11 protein-coding genes are annotated in these 21766 nt (G+C 46.4%); 7 read left to right on the top strand and 4 right to left on the bottom strand.

The window, feature by feature from the left end; all coding sequences use genetic code 11:
- Nucleotides 1–5 precede the first annotated feature (5 nt).
- The 5 genes from SPB21_RS28375 to SPB21_RS28355 all read left to right on the top strand — a co-directional run bounded on the left by SPB21_RS28375 (nt 6) and on the right by SPB21_RS28355 (nt 9369).
- Nucleotides 6–407, top strand: a complete 402-nt coding sequence (locus SPB21_RS28375) for a type II toxin-antitoxin system VapC family toxin (RefSeq protein ID WP_499868368.1) — start codon at nt 6–8, stop codon at nt 405–407.
- 143 nt (nt 408–550) lie between these two features.
- Nucleotides 551–4036, top strand: a complete 3486-nt coding sequence (locus tag SPB21_RS28370) for a leucine-rich repeat domain-containing protein (protein WP_499868366.1) — start codon at nt 551–553, stop codon at nt 4034–4036.
- Nucleotides 4037–4054: 18 nt separating this feature from the next.
- Nucleotides 4055–5257, top strand: a complete 1203-nt coding sequence (locus tag SPB21_RS28365) for an HhoA/HhoB/HtrA family serine endopeptidase (protein WP_163660640.1) — start codon at nt 4055–4057, stop codon at nt 5255–5257.
- Nucleotides 5258–5956: 699 nt separating this feature from the next.
- Nucleotides 5957–6610 (top strand): hypothetical protein, encoded by a 654-nt coding sequence (locus SPB21_RS28360; RefSeq protein WP_163660638.1) that lies wholly within the window; start codon nt 5957–5959, stop codon nt 6608–6610.
- Between the two features lie 191 nt (nt 6611–6801).
- Nucleotides 6802–9369 carry a glycogen/starch/alpha-glucan phosphorylase gene (locus SPB21_RS28355; RefSeq protein WP_163660636.1) on the top strand — a complete coding sequence of 856 codons (2568 nt, stop codon included), beginning with the start codon at nt 6802–6804 and terminating at the stop codon, nt 9367–9369.
- Nucleotides 9370–9482: 113 nt separating this feature from the next.
- Here SPB21_RS28355 and pdxH read toward each other — a convergent pair whose 3' ends face one another.
- A complete protein-coding gene (gene pdxH / locus SPB21_RS28350; protein ID WP_163660634.1) occupies nt 9483–10124 on the bottom strand; it encodes a pyridoxamine 5'-phosphate oxidase in 642 nt (213 codons plus the stop codon).
- A gap of 6 nt (nt 10125–10130) precedes the next feature.
- Complete coding sequence (locus tag SPB21_RS28345; RefSeq protein WP_163660632.1) at nt 10131–10898, bottom strand: class I SAM-dependent methyltransferase; 768 nt, start codon at nt 10896–10898, stop codon at nt 10131–10133.
- Between the two features lie 461 nt (nt 10899–11359).
- Between SPB21_RS28345 and SPB21_RS28340 the strand changes: the two genes are divergently transcribed.
- On the top strand, nt 11360–12640 hold the full coding sequence (locus SPB21_RS28340) for an efflux RND transporter periplasmic adaptor subunit (RefSeq protein WP_163660630.1): 1281 nt from the start codon (nt 11360–11362) through the stop codon (nt 12638–12640).
- 3 nt (nt 12641–12643) lie between these two features.
- Complete coding sequence (locus SPB21_RS28335; protein ID WP_499868365.1) at nt 12644–15790, top strand: efflux RND transporter permease subunit; 3147 nt, start codon at nt 12644–12646, stop codon at nt 15788–15790.
- Between the two features lie 163 nt (nt 15791–15953).
- On the opposite strand, the gene SPB21_RS28330 is transcribed toward SPB21_RS28335, so the two are convergent.
- Together SPB21_RS28330 and SPB21_RS28325 are read right to left on the bottom strand one after the other, a co-directional pair.
- Complete coding sequence (locus SPB21_RS28330; protein ID WP_499868363.1) at nt 15954–19088, bottom strand: SNF2-related protein; 3135 nt, start codon at nt 19086–19088, stop codon at nt 15954–15956.
- 18 nt (nt 19089–19106) lie between these two features.
- A complete protein-coding gene (locus tag SPB21_RS28325; protein WP_499868361.1) occupies nt 19107–21542 on the bottom strand; it encodes a hypothetical protein in 2436 nt (811 codons plus the stop codon).
- Nucleotides 21543–21766 lie beyond the last annotated feature (224 nt).

Raw genomic sequence — 21766 nt, 5'->3', positions numbered from 1 at the left:
TAGAAATGATGCTCTACCTTTTGGATACCAACACCTGTATTGCGTATCTTAATCGCAGCAGTCAATTAGTTTATGAAAATTTGTTTGCGCAATCTCCTGATGATGTATGCATCTGTGATGTGGTTAAGTTTGAACTATATTACGGTGCTTACAGGAGTAAGCGTAAAACTAAGAACCTGGCAAACTTAAGAATACTATTTGCTGAGTTTGCAAGTTTACCCTTTGATGGCAAGGCAGCTGCAATCTGTGGTGCTGTTCGTGCTGACTTACAGGATAAAGGAACTCCTATAGGGGCCTATGATTTGCAAATTGCTGCAATTGCATTAGCAAACGAATTGACTTTAGTGACTCACAATACCAGAGAGTTTGTAAGGGTACCAAATCTTAAACTTGTTGATTGGCAGTAGTTTGTCAGGTATGTAACACGCGCTGTTTGATCGTTTCAGTTGGTAGAGCTACATCACACACCGCCCATTAAAAATATTAGGGATACCTGGCAGCCCAGGGCTACGCCGAGTATCTTGGTAACGATACCGCCCCAAAGCCCCCTATGTCGTCAAAACCGCGCAGTTTTCTGGCCAGCCCTGAAGGCTTACAAAAGCTAGAAGCTGCTAAAGCTGAACTGAATCTGAGCTTTGCAGCCATTGCTAAGCAGGCGGGTGTGAGTGCAGATACGGTAAGTCGGTTATTTCACCCGGAGCGCGGTAAACGAGTAAGTGAAGCAAGCCTGACAGTCATTGCTCAGGTATTGGCAGTAGTACCAGAAGATATTGTTGCTGCTGAAAAAATGTCACAGAAAGACGGGTTAGCTGAGGCCCAAAGACTTATTCAAGAAGCGATTGCAAATGAAGCAACAGAACTGACCCTATCAGATTTGAGACTCACCTCGGTCCCCACAGAACTCACACAGCTCAATAAGCTTACATCTCTTAGCATCTCTAAGAACCAACTTACTTCTGTACCCAAAGAACTCGCACAGCTCAACAATCTAAAGTACCTTAACCTCTCCCAGAATCAACTCACCTCTATATCCAAAGAACTTGGACAACTCAAAAATCTTACGAACCTTTTCCTCTTTGACAATCAACTTACCTCTGTATCCAAAGAACTTGGACAACTCAAAAATCTTACACACCTCTCCTTCTCCCAAAATCAACTCACCTCTGTACCCAAAGAACTCACACAGCTCAACAACCTAAAGTACCTTAACCTCTCCCAAAATCAACTCACCTCTGTACCCAAAGAACTCGGGCAGCTCAATAACCTCACAGACCTTCGCCTCTCCCAGAATCAACTGACCTCCATCCCCAAAGAACTCGGACGACTCAAAAACTTCACGTCCTTTAACCTCTCCCAGAATCAACTGACCTCCATCCCCAAAGAACTCGGACAGCTCAATAACCTCACATCCCTTAACCTCTCTCAAAATCAACTCACCTCCATCCCCAAAGAACTCGGACAGCTCAATAACCTCACGTCCTTTAACCTCTCTCAAAATCAACTCACCTCCATCCCCAAAGAACTCGGACAGCTCAATAACCTCACATCCCTTAACCTCTCTCAAAATCAACTCACCTCCATCCCCAAAGAACTCGGACAACTCAATAACCTCCAAGACCTTCACCTCTCTCAAAATCAACTCACCTCCATCCCCAAAGAACTCGGACAACTCAACAAGTTTACATCTCTGAACCTCTCTCAAAATCAACTCACCTTTGTACCTAAAGAACTCGCACAGCTGAATAACCTCACATCTCTTAATCTCTCTCGAAATCAACTCATCTTTGTACCCAAAGAACTCGCACAGCTGAATAACCTCACATCCCTTAATCTCTCCCAGAATCAACTCACCTCTGTTCCCAAAGAACTCACACAGCTCAAAAACCTCACATCCCTTAACCTCTCTCAAAATCAACTCACTTCCATCCCTAAAAAACTCAAGCGGAGAAAAAACCTGACTCAGCTTTTTTTACATGAAAATGAGCAATTAGGAATTGCTGTGGAAATTCTTGGCCCCACTTGGCAAAAAGTTGCCTCTGGTGCTACACCTGCCAAGCCAGCAAATATTCTTAATTATTATTTCCGCATCCAGACTGATCGCCACCCCTTAAACGAAGCGAAGCTCATTCTTGTAGGTTTTGGCGCTGTGGGTAAAACTTCCCTGGTAAACCGACTGATTCATGGAACGTTTGACAAAGACTCAAAGAAAACCGAGGGCATTAACATTACCCAATGGCCACTGCGACTAAACCAAAGCGAAGACATTACCCTCCACGTGTGGGACTTTGGTGGCCAAGAAATCATGCACTCCACCCACCAATTCTTTCTCACCGAGCGCAGCCTTTATTTACTAGTGCTCAACGGTCGTCAAGGTCATGAAGATGCCGATGCCGAATACTGGCTAGAACTCATCGAAAGTTTCGGAGGTGACTCACCTGTTCTTGTTGTGCTCAATAAAGTTGCAGAACACCCCTTTGATGTCAATCGTCGCGCCCTACAGCAAAAGTTTCCTAACGTTCGAGAGTTTATTCAAACCGACTGCGACACCGAAATTGGCATTGATACCCTACAAGCAGCTATCGAAAGAGAAACAGACCGACTAGAACATCTGCGAGCCCCATTCCCTGGCAGTTGGTTTGAGATCAAAAAACGCCTGTCAGATATGGCTGCAAACTACATCTCTTTCGAAAAGTACCGAGAAATTTGTCAAACAGATGGAGAACCTGATCCAAGTGCTCAGAATTCGCTAGCAGTCCATCTCCATAGCCTCGGCATTGCCCTTAACTACAGACAAGATAGCCGTCTCCGTGACACCCATGTCCTTAACCCCCACTGGGTTACGAACGGTATTTACAAACTCCTCAATGACCATGAACTTACCGAAGCCAACGGTGAACTGGAAATTAACTATCTCAGCAGGCTATTAGAGCCCAAAGACTATCCATTAGAACGCCACGACTTCCTTTTAGGTCTAATGCGTAAGTTCAAGCTATGCTTTCCCTTCCAGGAGGATGACAAGCGCTATCTCATCCCAGACCTGCTGGACAAACAACAACCCGAAGCAGCATCAAAGTTTGAACTGCCTGAATGTTTGAATTTTCGCTACGAGTACCCGATTTTGCCAGAGGGCTTGCTCCCCCGCTTTATCGTCCGCACCCATGTACTAAGCGACCATCAACTCCGCTGGCGCACAGGCGTTATCCTCAACTTCGAAGGTAATCAAGCCTTAGTTAAAGCAGACCCCCAAGCCAAATCCGTCAGCATCAGCGTCAACGGTCCCCTATCCAGTCGTCGTCGCCTCCTAGCCATTATCCGGTCTGACTTTGACCGCATCCACAGCAACTTTAAGTTCACCCCCAAAGAACTGGTGCCTGTCCCTGGCTATCCCAACATTACCGTTAGTTACAAAGACCTGCTGATACGAGAAAGTAAGGGTAGACAATCTTTTGAGGAAGTAGTTGGTGACGAACTCATTGACCTCAATGTTCAAGACTTACTCAACGGCGTAGATATCGAAGGCAGCCGCCAGAGAACCTCAGATATCGAACGCCGCGACCAGACTCTCAAACCGTTTTACAGCTATTCTCACAAAGACGAAACCCTACGCAATCAACTGGAAACTCACCTCAAAATCCTCCAGCGTCAAAAACTCATTCAACCCTGGCACGATCGCTGCATTGTTGCCGGTACAGATTGGGCCAAAGAAATTGACGACAATCTAAAACGAGCAGACATTATCCTGTTATTGATTAGCGCTGACTTTATCGCCTCAGACTACTGCTACGAAATTGAACTCAAGCAAGCCATGGAGCATCACCAGGCTGGCAAAGCTAGGGTAATTCCGATCATTCTGAGACCTGCCGACTGGAAAAATACACCCTTTAGCGACCTCCAAGCATTCCCTACCAATGCAAAACCCATTACCTCATGGTCTGATCGCGACGAAGCCTGGCTTCGACTCCGCTCAGCCAACACGATATTGACAACCCGATGTCACAGGAATGTCACATCAACTATTTATGCTGTGGACAACTGAATCAAACGTGTCCCAACCATGTCTCATTCGCATCCTCATACACCTAACCCGTCCCGCTCCTGGCAAGTCCTCAGCAGTCTCGTGATGGGAGCTGGCATAGCAACTGCCGGTAGCTTCTTGGCCTGGTCACCAGAGTCACCGCTGCGGCAAGAAAATCAAGTTGCCGTTGCCCAGACAGCTCCTGCAACGCCAGCCATTGCCCCAACGGCAAACCCTAACTTTATTACCGATGTTGTCACTGACGTCGGCCCTGCCGTCGTGCGTATCGATGCATCACGCACCGTCAGTCAACGGATTCCAGATGTTTTTAATGATCCTACATTTCGTCAATTCTTTGGGGGACGTTTGCCTCAGGGAAGTCAAGAACGCACCGAACGCGGTCTGGGATCAGGCTTTATCATCAGCGATGACGGCAAAATTATTACCAATGCCCATGTGGTCGATGGCGCTGATACAGTGACCGTCACCCTGAAAGATGGTCGCATTTTGGATGGTCGAGTGCTGGGTAGTGACCCTGTAACTGACATTGCAGTGATTAAGGTCGATGAACGCAATCTGCCTACTGTCCCCCTGGGTAACTCAGACCAGCTGCAACCAGGGGAATGGTCCATTGCTATTGGCAACCCCCTGGGCCTGGATAACACGGTCACAGTGGGCATTGTCAGCGCTGTCGGTCGTTCTAGCAATCAGGTGGGTGTACCGGATAAACGGGTGGAGTTTATCCAGACCGACACAGCGATTAATCCAGGAAATTCTGGTGGTCCTTTGCTAAACCAACAAGGCGAAGTCATCGGTGTGAATACAGCTATCATCAACGGTGCCCAGGGATTAGGGTTTGCCATCCCCATCAACATGGTGGAACGGATTGCGACGGAACTCGCTGACACTGGCGAGGTCCAGCATCCATTTTTGGGCATTCAGATGATTACCCTGAGTCCAGATGTGAAAGAGGATATTAATGCTAATCCCAATAGTGGCCTAACCGTAGAAGAAGACACCGGTATCTTGATTGCTCGGGTACTGTCAGATTCCCCCGCAGCCAGCAGTGGTTTAAGGGCTGGAGATGTGATTACGGCGATTGACGGGCAGGCTGTAGACGAATCGGCAGAGGTACAACGGATCGTCAGCAATGGCAAGGTAGGTCAGCAACTCACCCTTGAAGTGAAAAGGAATGGCGCGGTTAGAACAATTAATGTCAAGCCCGAGAACCTACCTCAATAAGATAAATGCAGGATGAGAGGGCTCTATCGGATGCTGTGTAACGAGAGAGAATCTGCTGCCAGGAGGTACCAGCACTAAGTTTTACTGTAGGGGTAGTATGGCAAACGGCTGCATGTATGCATGCAGCCGTTTGTTGCGTACATAGCTGTTGCCATTTAAGCTTTCAGCAACAACTGATGTTTTGAATTATGTGCGCCAAGCTATATTTTATTTTTGGCAGTTGCGATCGCTCTTATCTACCAGGGTACTGAGCTACCAACCTACGCCTCTAATCTTACCCAGTAAGCTCTCAACCACTTGCAATTGCATGCTCCCCTAGCTGGACTAGCATGCACATCACTACGTAAACTAACTGGGGTAGCACAAGATAATAACCCCAGAATTAACGCTTCATAATGTCAGGGGATCAGTACGCCACATCAAAGTTTTTTGTATCTGTAACTTGCAATACGTTTTAACACGTTGTACAACTTTAGATGTTAAGCAAAACGCACTAATTAATATCCAGTTATCCAGATTGACCAGTTAGAACCAAGGTACAAAGTGACGATTTAGCCTTGGCAGGTTAGGAAACGCCTCAGTTCTTGAAGTTACAGCCCTCATTATTACTAACATTTTCAATTCACAGTCTGACTTCGAAGAGAGACTTTAGTTTGGTCTGCCACCATCCGTCCTAGCCTACAGCTAGTATTTTTGATCATGTCTATCTTGTTTGATGCTTCCTTAGTTGCATTACATAGTCAGCACTCCATTCAAAGCCAAGACTTATGGGAAATTTGTGCTTGCGCCCATGATGAAGGCGTAGACGATAATTTCTCAACTTATAGTTTTGACGACTTCCTCGGACTCACCGTCCATCTCTTTATTACAACTCAAGCACAGCAAGTTCGCCAACAACTTGCATTAAAGTTGCACAAGTTTGGTAGCGCCATTGTCTCGCCTCTCATTAAAACGTTGCATCAAATGCAAACACAGGAAGAAATTCAGCTCTTAGTTCAACAAAGTCTAGACAGATTAGCACCTCATGCTCTAATAATTGGCTTAAGCCAATTATTAGAGCATGAGATTGACAATACCTTCAGAACTACTGCAATGCAGAGACTCATGGACTTGATCCATGCTGGCGATCAGACTGTTCTTTTAGTCTTGCCCAAATTGGTGTCTACAAAAACATGGCGTTTAGTTAAGTTGCAGCAGCTCCAAGAAATACCCTATCCCATCTTCAACAAAGGATATCAAAACCAGGTTTTCTCTCCTCAAATTAGTGACCCCATCATTCAAAACCAACAGTCTTGTTCTACAGAAAAGAAAAACGATAGTGACAACAAGTTTAATTTATGTAGAGTAAAATAGTAGACTTTTGTTACTGCCAAGCCTGAAACGAGACGCAAAGAATTACTGTATCACTAGTTTTGTTTTAGGCTGCAAAGCTTAAGACTCAATAAAACTGTGTCTTAAACAACACATTTTCTGCGTGTTATTTGATCTGATTAAATTAGTAGCAACCCTAGAGAGCTTTCATTTTGGAAGCTTTGTGAATTCCTATGAGCGATTCTCTCAAAACTCAATCTGCCGAGATCACCACACCCCTTTCAGAAAATCGCACAGGTATCACAGTTGAAGTATTGAAAAAGGCTTTTCTGGACAGCCTCTTTTTTGTCCAGGGAAAACCCGTTGCCTTAGCAACTCAGCATGACTATTACATGGCTCTGGCACATCTCGTGCGCGATCGCATGCTCTATCGGTGGAATAGCACGGCAGAAAGCTATACCCAGGATCGGGCTCGTACGGTTTGCTATTTTTCGGCTGAGTTTTTGATGGGTCCCCACTTGGGCAATAACCTGATCAACATGGGGATTTACAATCAAGTTAAGCAAGCCATAGAGGAGCTGGGGTTAGATTTTGACGCATTATTGGCCCAAGAAGAGGAACCAGGCCTAGGTAACGGTGGCCTAGGACGACTGGCGGCCTGCTACTTGGATTCTCTAGCCTCTCTGGAAATACCTTCGTTAGGCTATGGCATTCGGTATGAGTTTGGCATTTTTCACCAAGAGATTCGTAATGGGTGGCAGGTAGAGCGCACTGACAAATGGTTACGCTACGGCAACCCTTGGGAAGTGGCTCGCCCAGAATGGGCCATGGAAGTGAAATTTGGAGGGCATACTGAAGCCCATGTGGATAACAAAGGCCAGTATCGGGTTCATTGGACGCCAGACCGCGAGGTTTTAGGAATTCCCTACGATACCCCCATTCTGGGTTACCAGGTAAATACCGCAAATACGCTACGGCTGTGGAAAGCGGAAGCAATTGAGTCCTTTGATTTCGCTGTATTCAACGAGGGTAATTATTACGGTGCCGTTGAAGCAAAAGTGTCTTCGGAAAATCTTACCAAGGTGCTCTACCCTAACGATGAAACCTTGGCTGGTAAACAGCTACGGTTAGAGCAGCAGTATTTCTTCGTCTCCTGCTCTTTACAGGATATGTTTCGTATTTTAAAGGGACAAAATATTCCTGTTGAGAAGTTTCCTGAGAAATTTGCGATTCAGCTGAACGATACACACCCTGCGATCGCATCTGTAGAACTCATGCGTCTACTGGTGGATGAGTACCACATGGATTGGAACTTAGCCTGGGAAACCACCCAAAAGACCCTGGCCTATACCAATCACACCTTAATGCCTGAGGCCCTAGAAAAATGGTCAGTCAGCCTCTTTGGCAAGCTGCTACCGCGTCACCTGGAAATTATCTATGAAATCAACGCCAGATTTCTAGAGCTTGTCCGCATACGATTTCCTAAAGATACAGCTCGCCAAGCTCGGATGTCCCTAATCGATGAAAGTGGCGAACGCTATATCCGCATGGCAAACTTAGCCTGTGTCAGTAGCCATACCATCAATGGTGTGGCAAAACTCCACAGCGAATTGTTAAAGCAGACCGTCCTCAAAGACTTCTACGACCTATTTCCAGAAAAGTTTTGCAACATGACCAATGGGGTTACCCCCCGTCGCTGGATTGCTCTGAGTAACACCCGTTTAACTCAGATGATTAACCAACATATTGGCGATAACTGGCTCAAAAACTTGGGTGAGCTACAGCAGTTGGAATCTTTAGCCCACGATGCTGCATTTCAAGAAGATTGGAGAAAGATTAAACAATCTGCCAAGCGAGATTTATCTAGTCGTATTCATGATCAATTTGGCATTCTGGTAGATCCCGCCTCCCTATTCGACGTCCAAGTGAAACGTATCCATGAGTATAAGCGTCAGCATTTGAATGTGTTGCACATTATTACTCTGTATAGTCAGCTCAAACAAAATCCCAACTTAGAAGTTACACCGCGCACATTTATCTTTGGGGGTAAAGCAGCTCCGGGATATCACATGGCTAAGCTGATCATTAAACTGATTAACTCAGTGGGGAATATGATCAACAAAGATCCTGATCTGCATAATCAATTACGGGTGGTTTTCTTACCCAATTACAATGTCACCAACAGCCAGAGAATTTATCCAGCCTCTGACTTATCAGAACAAATTTCCACCGCTGGATTTGAAGCGTCTGGCACTGGCAATATGAAGTTCGCCATGAACGGTGCTCTCACTATTGGGACATTGGACGGTGCTAATGTTGAAATTCGGCAAGCCGTAGGAGAAGACCATTTCTTTCTATTTGGTTTAACGGCTACTCAGGTCACTGAGCTGAAAGCTAAAGGCTACAATCCTCGGGATTATTATGAAGCTAATCCTTATTTACAGGATGCTATCGACCTGATTGCTTCGGGCCATTTTTCCCAGGGAGATACTGAACTGTTTAGACCCATCCTAGATAAATTGCTGACCGAAGATCCTTTCATGCTGATGGCTGACTATCAGTCTTATGTTGATTGGCAACAGGTTGTTGGTCAGACCTATCGTGACATAGAAGATTGGACCTATATGTCCATTGTAAATTCTATTCGCATGGGTAATTTCTCTTCAGATCGCTCTATCCAGGAGTATTGTCAAAATATCTGGAAGGTTGCTCCATCGCCTATTAATTTTGATAACTATACTAAGTCAGGGCATGGCGGCGGCGGAGAACTGGCTTGTAAGTTAAGGAGCGATCCAGCATAAGCAGACGGTGTTGAAGGCCCCCTTTTGATTAAAGAGTCAACCCTACAGAATTACGGGGGGTTGGGGGCCTGGATAACGGGTAACTTCTTTACCAGAAATGTCCCAAGAATCCTTTAAGGAGCTAACCGTTTAACCTGCCAGCTAGAGGGGTCTTCTGTAAGCGAGTATGCAAAGCGATCATGCAATCGATTGGGTCTGCCCTGCCAAAATTCAAATCGACTGGGAACAACACGGTAACCACCCCATGCTGAAGGTAGGGGAACCTCTTGGTTCTGAAACTTGCGTTTCATCTCATCCAGCTTTAGTTCTAGAACCTGACGAGACGAGATAACTGAACTTTGTTGTGAACACCAGGCACCTATTTGGCTACCCCGTGGGCGTGTGGCAAAGTATTTAAAGGATTCACCTGTGGAAACCTTGACAGCATGACCTGATATGCGCACCTGCCGTTCTAGGGCAATCCAGAAAAATAAGAGGGACACGTGAGGATTTTCATCTATGTGATGTGCTTTTTGACTTTCATAGTTAGTAAAAAACACAAACCCCTGGCGATCAAAATATTTGAGCAGCACCATCCGTTGTGACGGTTCACCAGCCGCCGATACTGTTGCAAGACTCATGGCATTAGGCTCTGGTACATCGCTCTCACAAGCTTGCTGAAACCACTTTTCAAATTGATTAAAGGGATCTAAGTTGAGGTTTTCTCGTCTGAGCCCTTCTCGAATATATTCTTGTCTTAATTCACTAACATCCATGCTGCTTTATGGTTTCTTCCCAAGTATCCAAATCATAAAAGGACTTGTCATGGATTGAAAGTCTCCATAGAAATAATCTCCATATAGCGCTAACACTTTAAACCCGGCATCGCTGAGCATGCTCTCAAATGTCTCCTTTTCAAGCACACTAAACTGAATATCTATAAATCTTTTAGACTGAAGAATACCATACTGATTATAGGTTTCAATAAACTGGAGACCATGGACAACTTTATTCTCAGGATCATAGGTCTCCATAGCCCAAAGCATTAGTGAGCCTGCTCCATTGGGCAGGGGTGGACGGGCTTTTAACTTCAATCTACCATCGACTGTCTTCAACCTAATTTTGGGGTTATGCAGTGAACAGATAAACTGCCCATTTGAGGATAGATGCTTATGGATGCAAGCAAGTGTTCGCTGTTGAGCAATTGGAGAAATGATCTCTGCAAACGATTGAAACGGCAACAAAATACGGTCAAATTGTTTACCTAGATCAAGGTCACAAACATCACCAGTGTGCAGCGTCGCAGAGAAGCCTCGTTGAACAAGCTTTTGCTCTAGAACGGCCAGCATTTCAGGGGACTTATCGACACAGGTAAGCCTCAGTCCTGCCTCAATCAGTGGCAGGGAAATCCGTCCTGTACCACACATGAGCTCCAAAACTTCTGACGATACACCTTTAACTTGGTCAAGCAAAAAAGGAATATCTAGGGTCGTTTGAACATAATTATCGTAAATATCTGCGACATCGGCATACTTAATGGGTTGAGTCATCGATCCAGTACTCCATTTGAACTCAGTGACGATTGCTAAGCCATCATAGTTTGCGTCTGCTGAAGATCGCAGCACACTCACATATCATCAGTGGAACACACGTCTAGACGAATAGAAAAGGTTGCTTATACCACCTCTTTGAACGCACGGCTAAATAAATATAGCTGTCTGCCCGTCTTATTACCTGCGGTTAGCACCAGGGATTCGTTACACTCGTTAACATGGTGTTAGCCAACACACGGATAAAAAGAGTAGGCAGCTGAGTTACCACACACGCATGCTATTTAACTTTGTCTTTACAGTAGTGGCTGCAAAATTTTATGTGTCTGTTTTTGTTAACAAAAGTTAAAATATCGATGTATCCTAGCAAAACAAATCTGATGTGTCGGGCTGCGTTTTGGGATACGAAGCCATTGTTTAAACCTGCCTAGACCGAGATTTGGGAACCTAAGGAATAGCCCATGATCATTTGGCATACAAGACTTCAGCACAGTGTTAAATTGACTGCCGGGTTCGGGTTGGCTATGTTGCTATCCAGCTGTGGTTTCTTTGCCCCCAGCGAAGCCCAGGCAGGTCGTCCAGGTGGCCCTGGTGAAGAAGATAGGCTCGTAGCCGTAGAAACCGCCCGCGCCCAAAGCAGCACCCTCATAGAAGCACTGGAATATACGGGCACTACTCAACCACAGCAACAGATTGCTCTAAGAGCCCAAACCGCAGGTGAGGTGATTGCACTTACTGTAGACGTGGGTGATCTGGTACTGTCAGGCGAGGTTTTAGGGGAAATAGATGGTGGGCTCCTCACCGCTCGGGTGAATGAAGCCCAAGCAGAACTTTCAGTCAGACAGTCAGAAATTGCCCAAGACCAGGTATCCATCGCTGATGCTGAGGCAATTGTTGTCCAGGCCAAAGCGACCAGGGACCAGGCAAAAATTGATGCCGATCGGCTGCGACAGTTGGCCAACCAAGGGGCCGTTTCCCAACAGGCGGCTGAGGCGGCTGAGCTAGCCTTGATTAATGCAGAGCAGGCTGTTAACTCCGCTGAGGCTCAGGTGCAGACCAGACAGAATGCGATCGCAGCTGCCGCCGGTCGGGTCGATGCCCAGCAAGCCGTCGTTGCCGAAGCCAAAGAGCAACTTAGATGGGTAGAGTTAACAGCTCAAACCCCTGCCACTGTTCTCACTCGACTGGTAGACCCCGGTGACTATGTGCAACCCGGAACAACACTCTTAGAACTCGGCGACCTCAGCACCTTAAAAGTTACCATCCAAGTTTCTGAATTAGACCTCGGGCAACTCACCATTGGACAACCTACCCAGATTCGTCTTGATGCCTTTCCAAATCTAGACACTATCATCGGGCGCATTTCCCGCATTTCCCCAGTGGCTGATGCCACATCCCGCCTGGTGACAGTAGAAGTGACCATGCCAAACCCAGATAGTCGTATTGGGAGCGGTCTATTGGCACGGGTGAAATTTACACCACCGGATGGAACGCGAATTGTTGTGCCTGTGAGTGCTTTAGAGAGTGGAACAGAAGAAAATACAATCTTTGTGATTGAAAAAGACAATGAACAGACTACGGTGGTTGCCCGGTCAGTGGAAGTGGGCCAGACCGAACAAGGGCGAGTAGAAATTCTCTCTGGGCTGGAGGCAAGTGAGCCGTTTGTGGTGCAGAGTGATAAGCCTTTGAAAAATGGGCAGGCAGTCAGGTTAAGCATTTTGTCTGAGGGTGTGGGAGAGTAAATAATGAGCCTCAGCAAACTTGCCATTCGTCGTCACATTGCTACGTTGATGCTCTCCGTAGCCATCATCATCTTAGGTCTATTCTTCACCACTCAACTACCAGTAGACCTGCTACCGTCCATTACCTATCCACGCATCGGAGTGCGAGCTGATTCACCCGGAGTGTCTCCCGACGTAGCAGTGGATGAAATCACCCGACCTCTAGAGCAAGCACTCGCCGCTACGGAAGGTGTAGTGCAGATCGTTTCGAAGACACGAGAAGGACGGGTCAGTGTTGACCTATATTTTGAACCGGGTGGCGACATTGACCAGGCATTGAATGACGCTACGGCAACGCTGAACCGTGCTCGGAACCGTTTGCCAGATAACATTGATCAGCCACGGTTGTTTAAGTTTGACCCGTCTCAGTTGCCGGTCTATGAGATGGCCCTCACTTCAGAGAAATTGCAGGGCATGGATCTGCGGGTGTTTGCTGACGAGGAATTAGCGCGGGAGTTATCTACTGTACCGGGTGTGGCGAGTGTTGATGTGTCGGGCGGTGTGCAGGAAGAAGTTCAGGTCAATCTGGATCCATCTCGGATACAGGCACTGGGCTTAGGAATTAGCGATGTCCTGGATGTTCTTGAAGAGCGTAATCAGGATACATCTGGAGGGCGCATAAAAGGACCCAACAGCGAGCCTCTGACACGGGTTTCTGGTAAATTCCGTGATGCAGAAGAGATTCGGAATCTGCTGTTTGAGGTGGGTGATCAGCAGGTGTATCTGCGAGACTTTGCTGATGTGATAGATGGCACCGAAGAGCAGCGGCTTTTTGTGAACCTGAACGGTCAGCCAGCTGTGAAAGTGAGTGTTCAGAAACAGCCAACAGCAAACACAATTGCTGTAGTAGAGGGAGTTAAACAGCAGTTAGAGCAGTTTAAAGCCTCTGGTTTGGTGCCCAACGACCTGATCATCAACGTCACCCTGGATGAATCTGTCTTTATTCAAAACTCGATTCGAAACGTAGCAACGGCGGGTTTAACGGGTACTGTTCTGGCTGCCATCGCTGTCTTAATGTTTCTGGGCTCTTTGCGACAGACATTTATTATTGTATTAGCGATTCCCTTAGCCACCCTGGTGACGCTGTTGTTATCAGGACTATTTGGGCTATCACTCAATGTCTTTAGCTTGGGAGGATTAGCCCTGGGCGTTGGCATTGTTGTAGACAACGCCATTGTAATGTTAGAAAACATTGCTAAGGGTGTAGCTCGTAGTCCGCGCCTTGCCATTCGTCAGTCAGAAACCAGCAGTCAAGAATTAGAATCAGCACTGGTGGCTTCGACCACAACAAATCTGGTAGCAGTGTTACCATTTTTGCTCATGGGTGGATTTATCTCACTGTTGTTTAGCGAGCTAGTCGTTACCATCAGCCTAGCGGTAGCGGCTTCGCTGTTAGTGGCGTTAACGGTGGTACCTGCCCTGGCCGCACGGTTGCTAACAATCAAAGCTTCCAGCAAAGTCGGTACTTTCTGGCCCATACGCTGGTTTGGTCGGCGTCTGCAAGGCTTGACATTGAGCTATGCCAGAACCTTGAGCTGGGTACTACAGCAGAGAATAGCCGTAATAGCTGCAATTATTCTTCTTTTTGGTGGTGGCAGCTGGTTTATGATGCGCCAGATTCCCCAGGAGATTTTGCCCAGCATTAGTAATGGTCAAGTCAGGGTGTGGGTGCAGCTGCCACCTGGAACCACCCTAGAGGAAAACCGTCAGGTGATGGCGGCTCTGGACGACATTCTCATAGAACAGCCGGAATCTGACTATGTGTTTAGTACGTCCGGTGGTTTTCTGTTTGGTAGCACGAGTATCGACAATGCTCTGCGGGGTTCAAGTACGCTCACGCTAAAGCCTGGAACCAATGTGGAAGCGTTTACTGACCGCATGAACCAGGAGTTAGGTCAGTTAAATTTAGTGAAAACGCGTTTACGGGTTTCACCTGGTTCTGTGCGGGGCTTGATTTTAAGTAACTCTCCTGTTCGCAGCGATGTGGACATTGTTTTGCAGAGTAGTGATACAGAACTGTTGGAACAAGCAGGACAGCAAGTGCTTGATGCGCTGGGTGAGCAAGCTACACTGGCTAGTTATTTACCCGATGCTGATCCGCCTCAGCCAGAAATCCAGATTAGACCTGACTGGGAGCGGGCGGCTGATGTAGGTCTCTCGGCTGAGGAGATTGGTCGTACTGTTGAGACGATTCTCTCGGGAGTGGTGCCCACACAACTGCAGCGCGGTGATCGACTGATTGATGTACGGGTACAAACACCGGATAGTCTGGTACAGAATCTGGCTCAGCTCAGTCAGCTGCCGCTGTTGAGTAGTAATCAGCAAGTACGCCTGAGTGATGTGGCCAGTATTGAAAAGGGTCAGTCGCTGGGTGAAATTCAGCGGATTAACCAGCGACAGGTGTTTATTATCGAAGGTCGTTTAGCAGAAGAGGCTAGCCTGGGTGAGGCCCTAGATGAGGTGGACCGGGTAATGGAAACAGTAACGCTACCGCAGGGAGTCACTCGTCTACCTAGCTTTAGTGCCCAGAGTAATGAGGCCATTCAAAATGGGCTAGGGCTGCTGGGGGGTCTGGCAGTCTTCTTGGTGTTTACTGTGATGGCAGTGCAGTACAATTCACTGATTGATCCGTTAGTGATCATGTTGACGGTGCCCTTGGCCTTAGCGGGCGGAATTCTGGGGCTGTATATGACTGAGACAGCCATTGGCGCAACGGTGGTTGTGGGGGCGGTGCTACTGGTGGGCATTGTGGTGAACAATGCAATTATTTTAGTGGAGCTGGCGAATCAGATTTATGTGACAGAGGAATGTAGTCGCATGGTGGCTATGCTTAAAGCGGCTCCGCAGCGGTTGCGACCGATTTTGATGACGACGGTGACGACGGCGTTGGGTATGTTACCGTTGGCATTGGGCCTAGGTGAGGGGTCGGAGTTTTTGCAACCGTTAGGTGTGGTAATTTTTTGGGGATTGTCGTTGGCAACGGTGTTGACGTTATTTGTAATTCCTTGTTTTTATACGTTGTTGCATGGGTCTGGCTTCGGCTCTGCTCACCCAGCACAAGCTACTGCCCAGCCTCTGGCTGAGCACACTCCACCCAGGCTACGCCTGTAGGAGATATTTGTAGAGGCAGAAGGTCTTGTACCTATCCTGGGTAACCAACGCTACCCACTCGATCTCGCACAGCAAGAATTCTGGTTAATGGCCTTAGATGTTGCGGGGTGGGCACAAGGCACCACCCCTACGAGATTATCTCACTGCATAAGGGAGAATCTAGCTAACCGATTTTTGCTTCAACGAAGATAACACCAGCAGCTAAAGGTTTAGGCTCACAGGTTAGATCATCACGTTTTTCTTGAATATTTTTAAGCTTAACTTCCAGCTCTCGCTTAACCTTTTTAAGTTGTCCCTCTGTTGCTGGAATAATTTGGGTTTTACCCGCCTGACGAAAACGTTCTAAACGAGATTCTAATTCACGCTGTTTACGTTCAGCAAAGGCACGCGCACTCTTTTCTTGAATATTACAGCGATTCTCGTTATCAATATAGAAATCTTCAAGTGCCTGGTTAAATGCTTGGTCAATATGTTCATTACAGGTCGATAGATGGGCAAGCACATCGTCAATATCCTCAATGAAATTTTGTGCATTGGGCTTTATCTGCCCTTGTTTCATTAGCGTAGAAAGTATGGCCTCAGAATCTTGATCAGATAGGACATGGCCATCGTCTATACGAATAATTTTGTAAGCGATTTGACTTTCTGTTTTAATGCCTGAAAATGTCCAGCGATGCACCGAATAGGCATAAAGCCCTGATAATAGATCGATCTCGTTTGCTTGTGTTTTGATAGCAGACACTGGATGTAGAGTTTGCTCCGACGTAGTATATCGCTCGCGAATCCATAGAATCAGAGGATGGGTGGGGTCTAAAAGCTCATTGCGCTTACCCATACTGCCTGAAATTTTAGGGTCAAAAAAGCAGCTCACGGGTCTACCTGACTTATGTAGCTGTGTCGGCGTAGCGCAGCGATTTTTACCTATAAAAAATTGTAGATCAATCTTGGCCTGCTCGGATAATGTAATGTTATAAAGCTTAGGTTCATTGGGTTTTGGCTCAATGACCGTGCCAGGGTAGTAACGAGAAAAACAATCTTCTACAAAGGCTAGCAGTTCGTCGGGTTGAAGCCATCGTCCCTGATCTCGACTCTGATTGATAGAGTCCAAAATGTGATCTGCAAAAGCTAACATATTGACAGCTTCGGTCTCTAACTCATTTTGAAAAAATCGATTTTTAATGAGCGCATCACCTGTTATGATTGCCTGTTCTTCTTTCTCTTCAGGAGACAAGTCTGCGGAAAAAAGATCGACTAACAACTTTTCAGTAGCCTGGCCTAAAATGCTTTCAATATCACCAATACTCTCTTTGAATATCTGAATGCGATCGTAAAGTCGTTCGAGGATTCTTTCCTCAATAGTATCGACCAGGCTAAAATTAATAATTGAAATGCGTTCTGCTGGTTGCCCTAATCGATCTAAACGACCAATACGCTGCTCGACTCGCATTGGATTCCAGGGCAGATCGTAGTTGATCAGAAAACGGCAATGCTGAAGATCAATGCCCTCGCTGCCCACCTCAGAAGATAACAGAACCGAAGGGCCATTATCTTGGCGAAACTGTTCGACGGCTGTCCACTTATCATCTCCCATGTCTCCCATAATCAGACAGTTAGAGATATTAGCGGCTTCTAAACGACGTTGTAAGTACTTTAATGTCCCTCGAAAGTAGGCAAAAATAACAAATTTTTCACCAGGCTTTTCCTTGAGCTGTTCTTTAAGAAAGCCCTGTAGCTTCAAATATTTGCTGTCACAGACCTCTAACTCTCGAATGTTGACTTTTTTCAGGGCTGAAGGTGTGGCAACAGATAATGGACTAGTACTCCTTTGCTCCGGTATTTTGCCAAAATCTTCCCACAGGGCTTCGTCAACCAGAGCACTCAGAGAAGCATCATTCTGCCAAGCTTCCAGCGCAGCTACCATGCAACTGGCCATTTGACGCTGCTTTGAGATTAGCTGAAAGAGTGGTGCCCCTTTTTTGCCCTTACTCTGTTCACGAATATATTCACTAACGCGATCATAGACCTCTTGTTCTAAGGATGAAAACCTGACCTCAAGTGTCTGTGGATCACGCTTAACCCGATTGCTTAAGACATCGCGTTTACGGCTACGGGTAATATACTGTCCTAGTAAAGAAACTTTTTCAAGTTTGTAGCCAAGTTCAATCCGTTCGCTTTCATCAACTTGTTTCAGACTTGATAAACTCTGCTGGATTTGCTCAAGTAAAGGATTATCCGCAAAGTAACCAGAGGTGGAGGCCCGCTGTAAAGCTTCGCGAGCTTTGGCAGGCTCTGGCGGGCTAGCCCACAAATGGCGCAATGCATGAACAACGGGTTCGTTTGCCTCCAGCATATTGTTAAAAATATCAGCATTAAAAAAATCGTCAGGGCTGATGATGCGCAGTATCTGATACAGATTAGAGCTATCGGTTTGAATCGGTGTGGCCGTAAGCAGAATGAGGTGTTTGGTGGCATCACGAATCAGCTGCCCTACTTGATTACTCGCCGTTGTTGCATTACGCAGGTAGTGGGCTTCATCAATGATGGCAAGATCAAACAGGCTCAGGGACTCACTGCTGGGGTTAGCATCTAACAGACGCGCTAGCTCATCACGGGCATTGGCAGCCTTAATACCTTCCCAGTTGCGCCCTGGACGTAATCCTTCAAGACTTGCGATACAGACAAACGCTTGCGGTTTCTGGTGCTCAAGACATAGCCTCACTCGACGCAACAACTCTTTTGCATCAACAATATCCGCGAAAATATTAAACCGCTGTCGCAGGTCATCTTGCCATTTTTGGCGTAACATCGCCGGGCACACAATCAACAAGCGCCTGGCATCTTCTCGGGTCTGGAGTTCTTTCCAGATGTACATGGCTTCAATGGTTTTACCAAGGCCCACTTCATCTGCAATCAAAAGACGCCCTACCGGAGAGTTAAGGAACTTAAGAACGGGCTTAAACTGATGGGGATAGAAATCTGTCTGGCTAGCCTCCATACTGTAAAACACGTTTGTCAGCTGACCTTTCACTTTCTCAAAGGTGAGAATCCGTCGCAGATCATCTGGCCCGCCAAATCGCCCCTGCCGCATTAAGCCTTCAATGCTTTCATCATCACAGCAGAGTTCAAGGAGGTTTTTTGGGCGGTATATCTTTTCGGCAGGGCCAAATTCGACTTCTACCAGGATACGATTGCCCAATCGTCTGATACGCCCAGTTGTTTGCCCCCGTTTACCAGGATTGGATTTTAGTCGGACGTCTTGTCCTGGGACTTCCGGATTCCAGTTATTCGTTGATGACATGGACTTTTTTATCAGCGTTTACATCAAATCTCGCGTATCTTCATAACGTTCTGTATGAGTATATTCTGGTCTTATCGGTGCTTCATCTTTTTCCACCTGACTGGGTAAGCGCATAAAGTCAGGATCTTCGTAAGCAAGCATACATAAGCCATAGGCGACAGTAAATCGGCCAAATTCTTTCGGCGCAAGACCATTGGTAACTAGGTTCTCGGGTGCAGGAATCTCTTTTAGTTGATAGGACGGAATCTCACTATTTTTATGGTTGAAATCACCGTGAGTAGACTCGATTGTTTTCTGGAAAAATGGAATATTACTCCCACCGCCACCAACTAAAACTCTCAATTTAGTTCCAATTTCGTCCTTGGCAAGGGCACGTCGTAAGATGTGATGTTTTTTGTTTCCATCGAACACAACACTAGCAACAAGTTCCTGCACTCTCTTCCTGCTTTTGCTATCTTGGATTTTCTGCTGAAATTCTAGATCATTAGGTCTTGATAGACTTTGGCGAACATATTCAAATGATCTGTCAAGTTCGTCTGCGGCTTGTTTAGTCAGCGCACTTACTCCAAGGGGTTTAACCTCCGTTTCGTAAATATCTAGACGCCGCATTCCTTCATCGCGCCAAAATCGGAATGCAGACCCATCAAGCGTCCCATCACCAATATCAAACAGAGTGTAAAAACCATCCTGAGCAGCCTGTGAGCTAAGGAAAGACCATGCTGCTGCTGTAATCTCTGGAGTAGTGATGCAAGCTAACGCCTCTTGAGCAACATTAGCATTCATCCACCCCTTGAAATGGGTTATCAGCTGTTGAAGTTTTTGTAGTGTAAGTCTTCTAGATCCTAAAGGACTATAAGTCAAGAGCCAAGCTAAGGAAAGAACTTTATGAAAGCGCTCAAGGGTTGGTGAGTCGCAATATGCTGCTGGGACACCAATATTTACACTCCAGTGAATCGTTTGATTTTTGAAAAGATCGGGGCGATTTACTTGAATCCAAGCTTGTGCTCTGGTGATAACCTGACTGAGATAATATGCACAGATGCTTTCAACCACAACAGGTTCATGTAACTCAGGGACTTGCTCAAGACGCCAAGAATCAGTTGCAGGCATATCTAGGTCTGCCAGACGCATTTTGATAAAGTTTACTGAGCGCTTAATCGAATGAGTGTTATTTTCCCATTCGGCTATGTTGAGCCCTGTAAGCAAAGTATCATCACTCAAAATAGCCAGATTAGTAGGAATTAAGGCTTGCTCCAGAGTCACCTCTTCTTCTGTAGGTGAGGCAAATGTAACGATTTCAGCCTGATCACTGCCAACATCCCAAAAGCAGACTTTGGTAAAGCCTGTACCAAAATCAATACCTAAAACAATTTCGCGATCGCACTCATCCTCAGTAGGTAGATTTGGAACAATATTGTGTGGAAAATCTGGTTGAGTAGCAGAGAGACTAGCTTCAAGCCGAGATCTAAACTCATCGACATCTAGCTTGAGCCTATTGAGTTCATCCTGTAACTGAGTAATATTGTTGCTTAGGCTCTGAGTTGTTGCCTCCAGATTAGCCTGCTGCTCACGGATAACTTGCTCGCGGGTCTCGGCTAGGGTACTCGCAACTTGGTCAAGCACTCTCTCAGAACGAACTGTGAGGTCAGTGACTGATACTTGTAATTGCCGAAAACGCTCAGTAACTTGATCGAGGCTAGTTTGGCTACTGGTCCCTTGGTAAACGAGTTGCTCCCGCAATGAGTTGATCTCGCTGGAAAGTGATTGACTCTGCTGGGTAGCTTGCTCAGATAGAGACTGACGCTCGCTCTGTGTCGATGCAATTGTTTCTGTGACCAATACTTGTAGTTGCCGTAACTCTTCAGCAACTTGGCCGATACTTGTTTGGCTGATATCACTCTGTTGAGCTAGGTGCTTCCGTAGCGATTGGGTATCGTTAGACAGGTCTTGAATTCGCTCAGCCAAGCGCTCAACTTGCGACTGGCTATCGTGTTGAGCTGAGGAGATGGCCTCTGGAACCGATAGCTGTAGCTGCCGCAACTCCTCTACGACTTGGTCAACGCTAGTTTGACTGGTGGTGCTTTGTTGAGCGAGGTGCTCTTGCAATGAGCTAATCTCGCTGGAGAGCGATTGAATCTGTTGGGTAGCTTGCTCAGATAGGGCTTGACTATCGGTCTGAACAGAGGAAGTTACATCGACAATTGAGAGATCTAATTTTTTTAGTCGTCGCTGAATTTGCTGTAGTTGCTGATCAGTCTCTTTTTGGGTTTGGCTGAAGCGTTGCTCTAAACGTTTTTCTTGCTGGCGACGGCTGATTAAATTCAGGCTAACGCTAAAGGCTAGAGGAACCGCTGTATAGGCGACTTGCTGAGTTGATATGGTTGCGATCGCACCAACGACAGTAGCAGCAACACTAGCATATTCAGTTAGACGTAGAAATTTATAGCTATTCACAGGCATTATGCTCTAGCTGAAAAATTAGTTGTATTCGTTCACTTTGATATAGGAATGTTCAGAGGCTGAAAGCTTGCCATAGGAGTTCCTGACGAATATTGAATACTACGTACATTACCAACGTTTAATGCAGGGGCAAGAAGTCAACTCAGAGAATCAACTACGCAATTTAATATTATTCATGATTGCAAACAAACCTACGTCCCCGACCCCTACAAATCCAT

The organism is Leptothoe sp. ISB3NOV94-8A, assembly GCF_043421595.1.
GTDB lineage: Bacteria > Cyanobacteriota > Cyanobacteriia > Phormidesmidales > Phormidesmidaceae > Leptothoe > Leptothoe turfae.
This window is presented reverse-complemented; position numbering and strand designations above follow the sequence as displayed.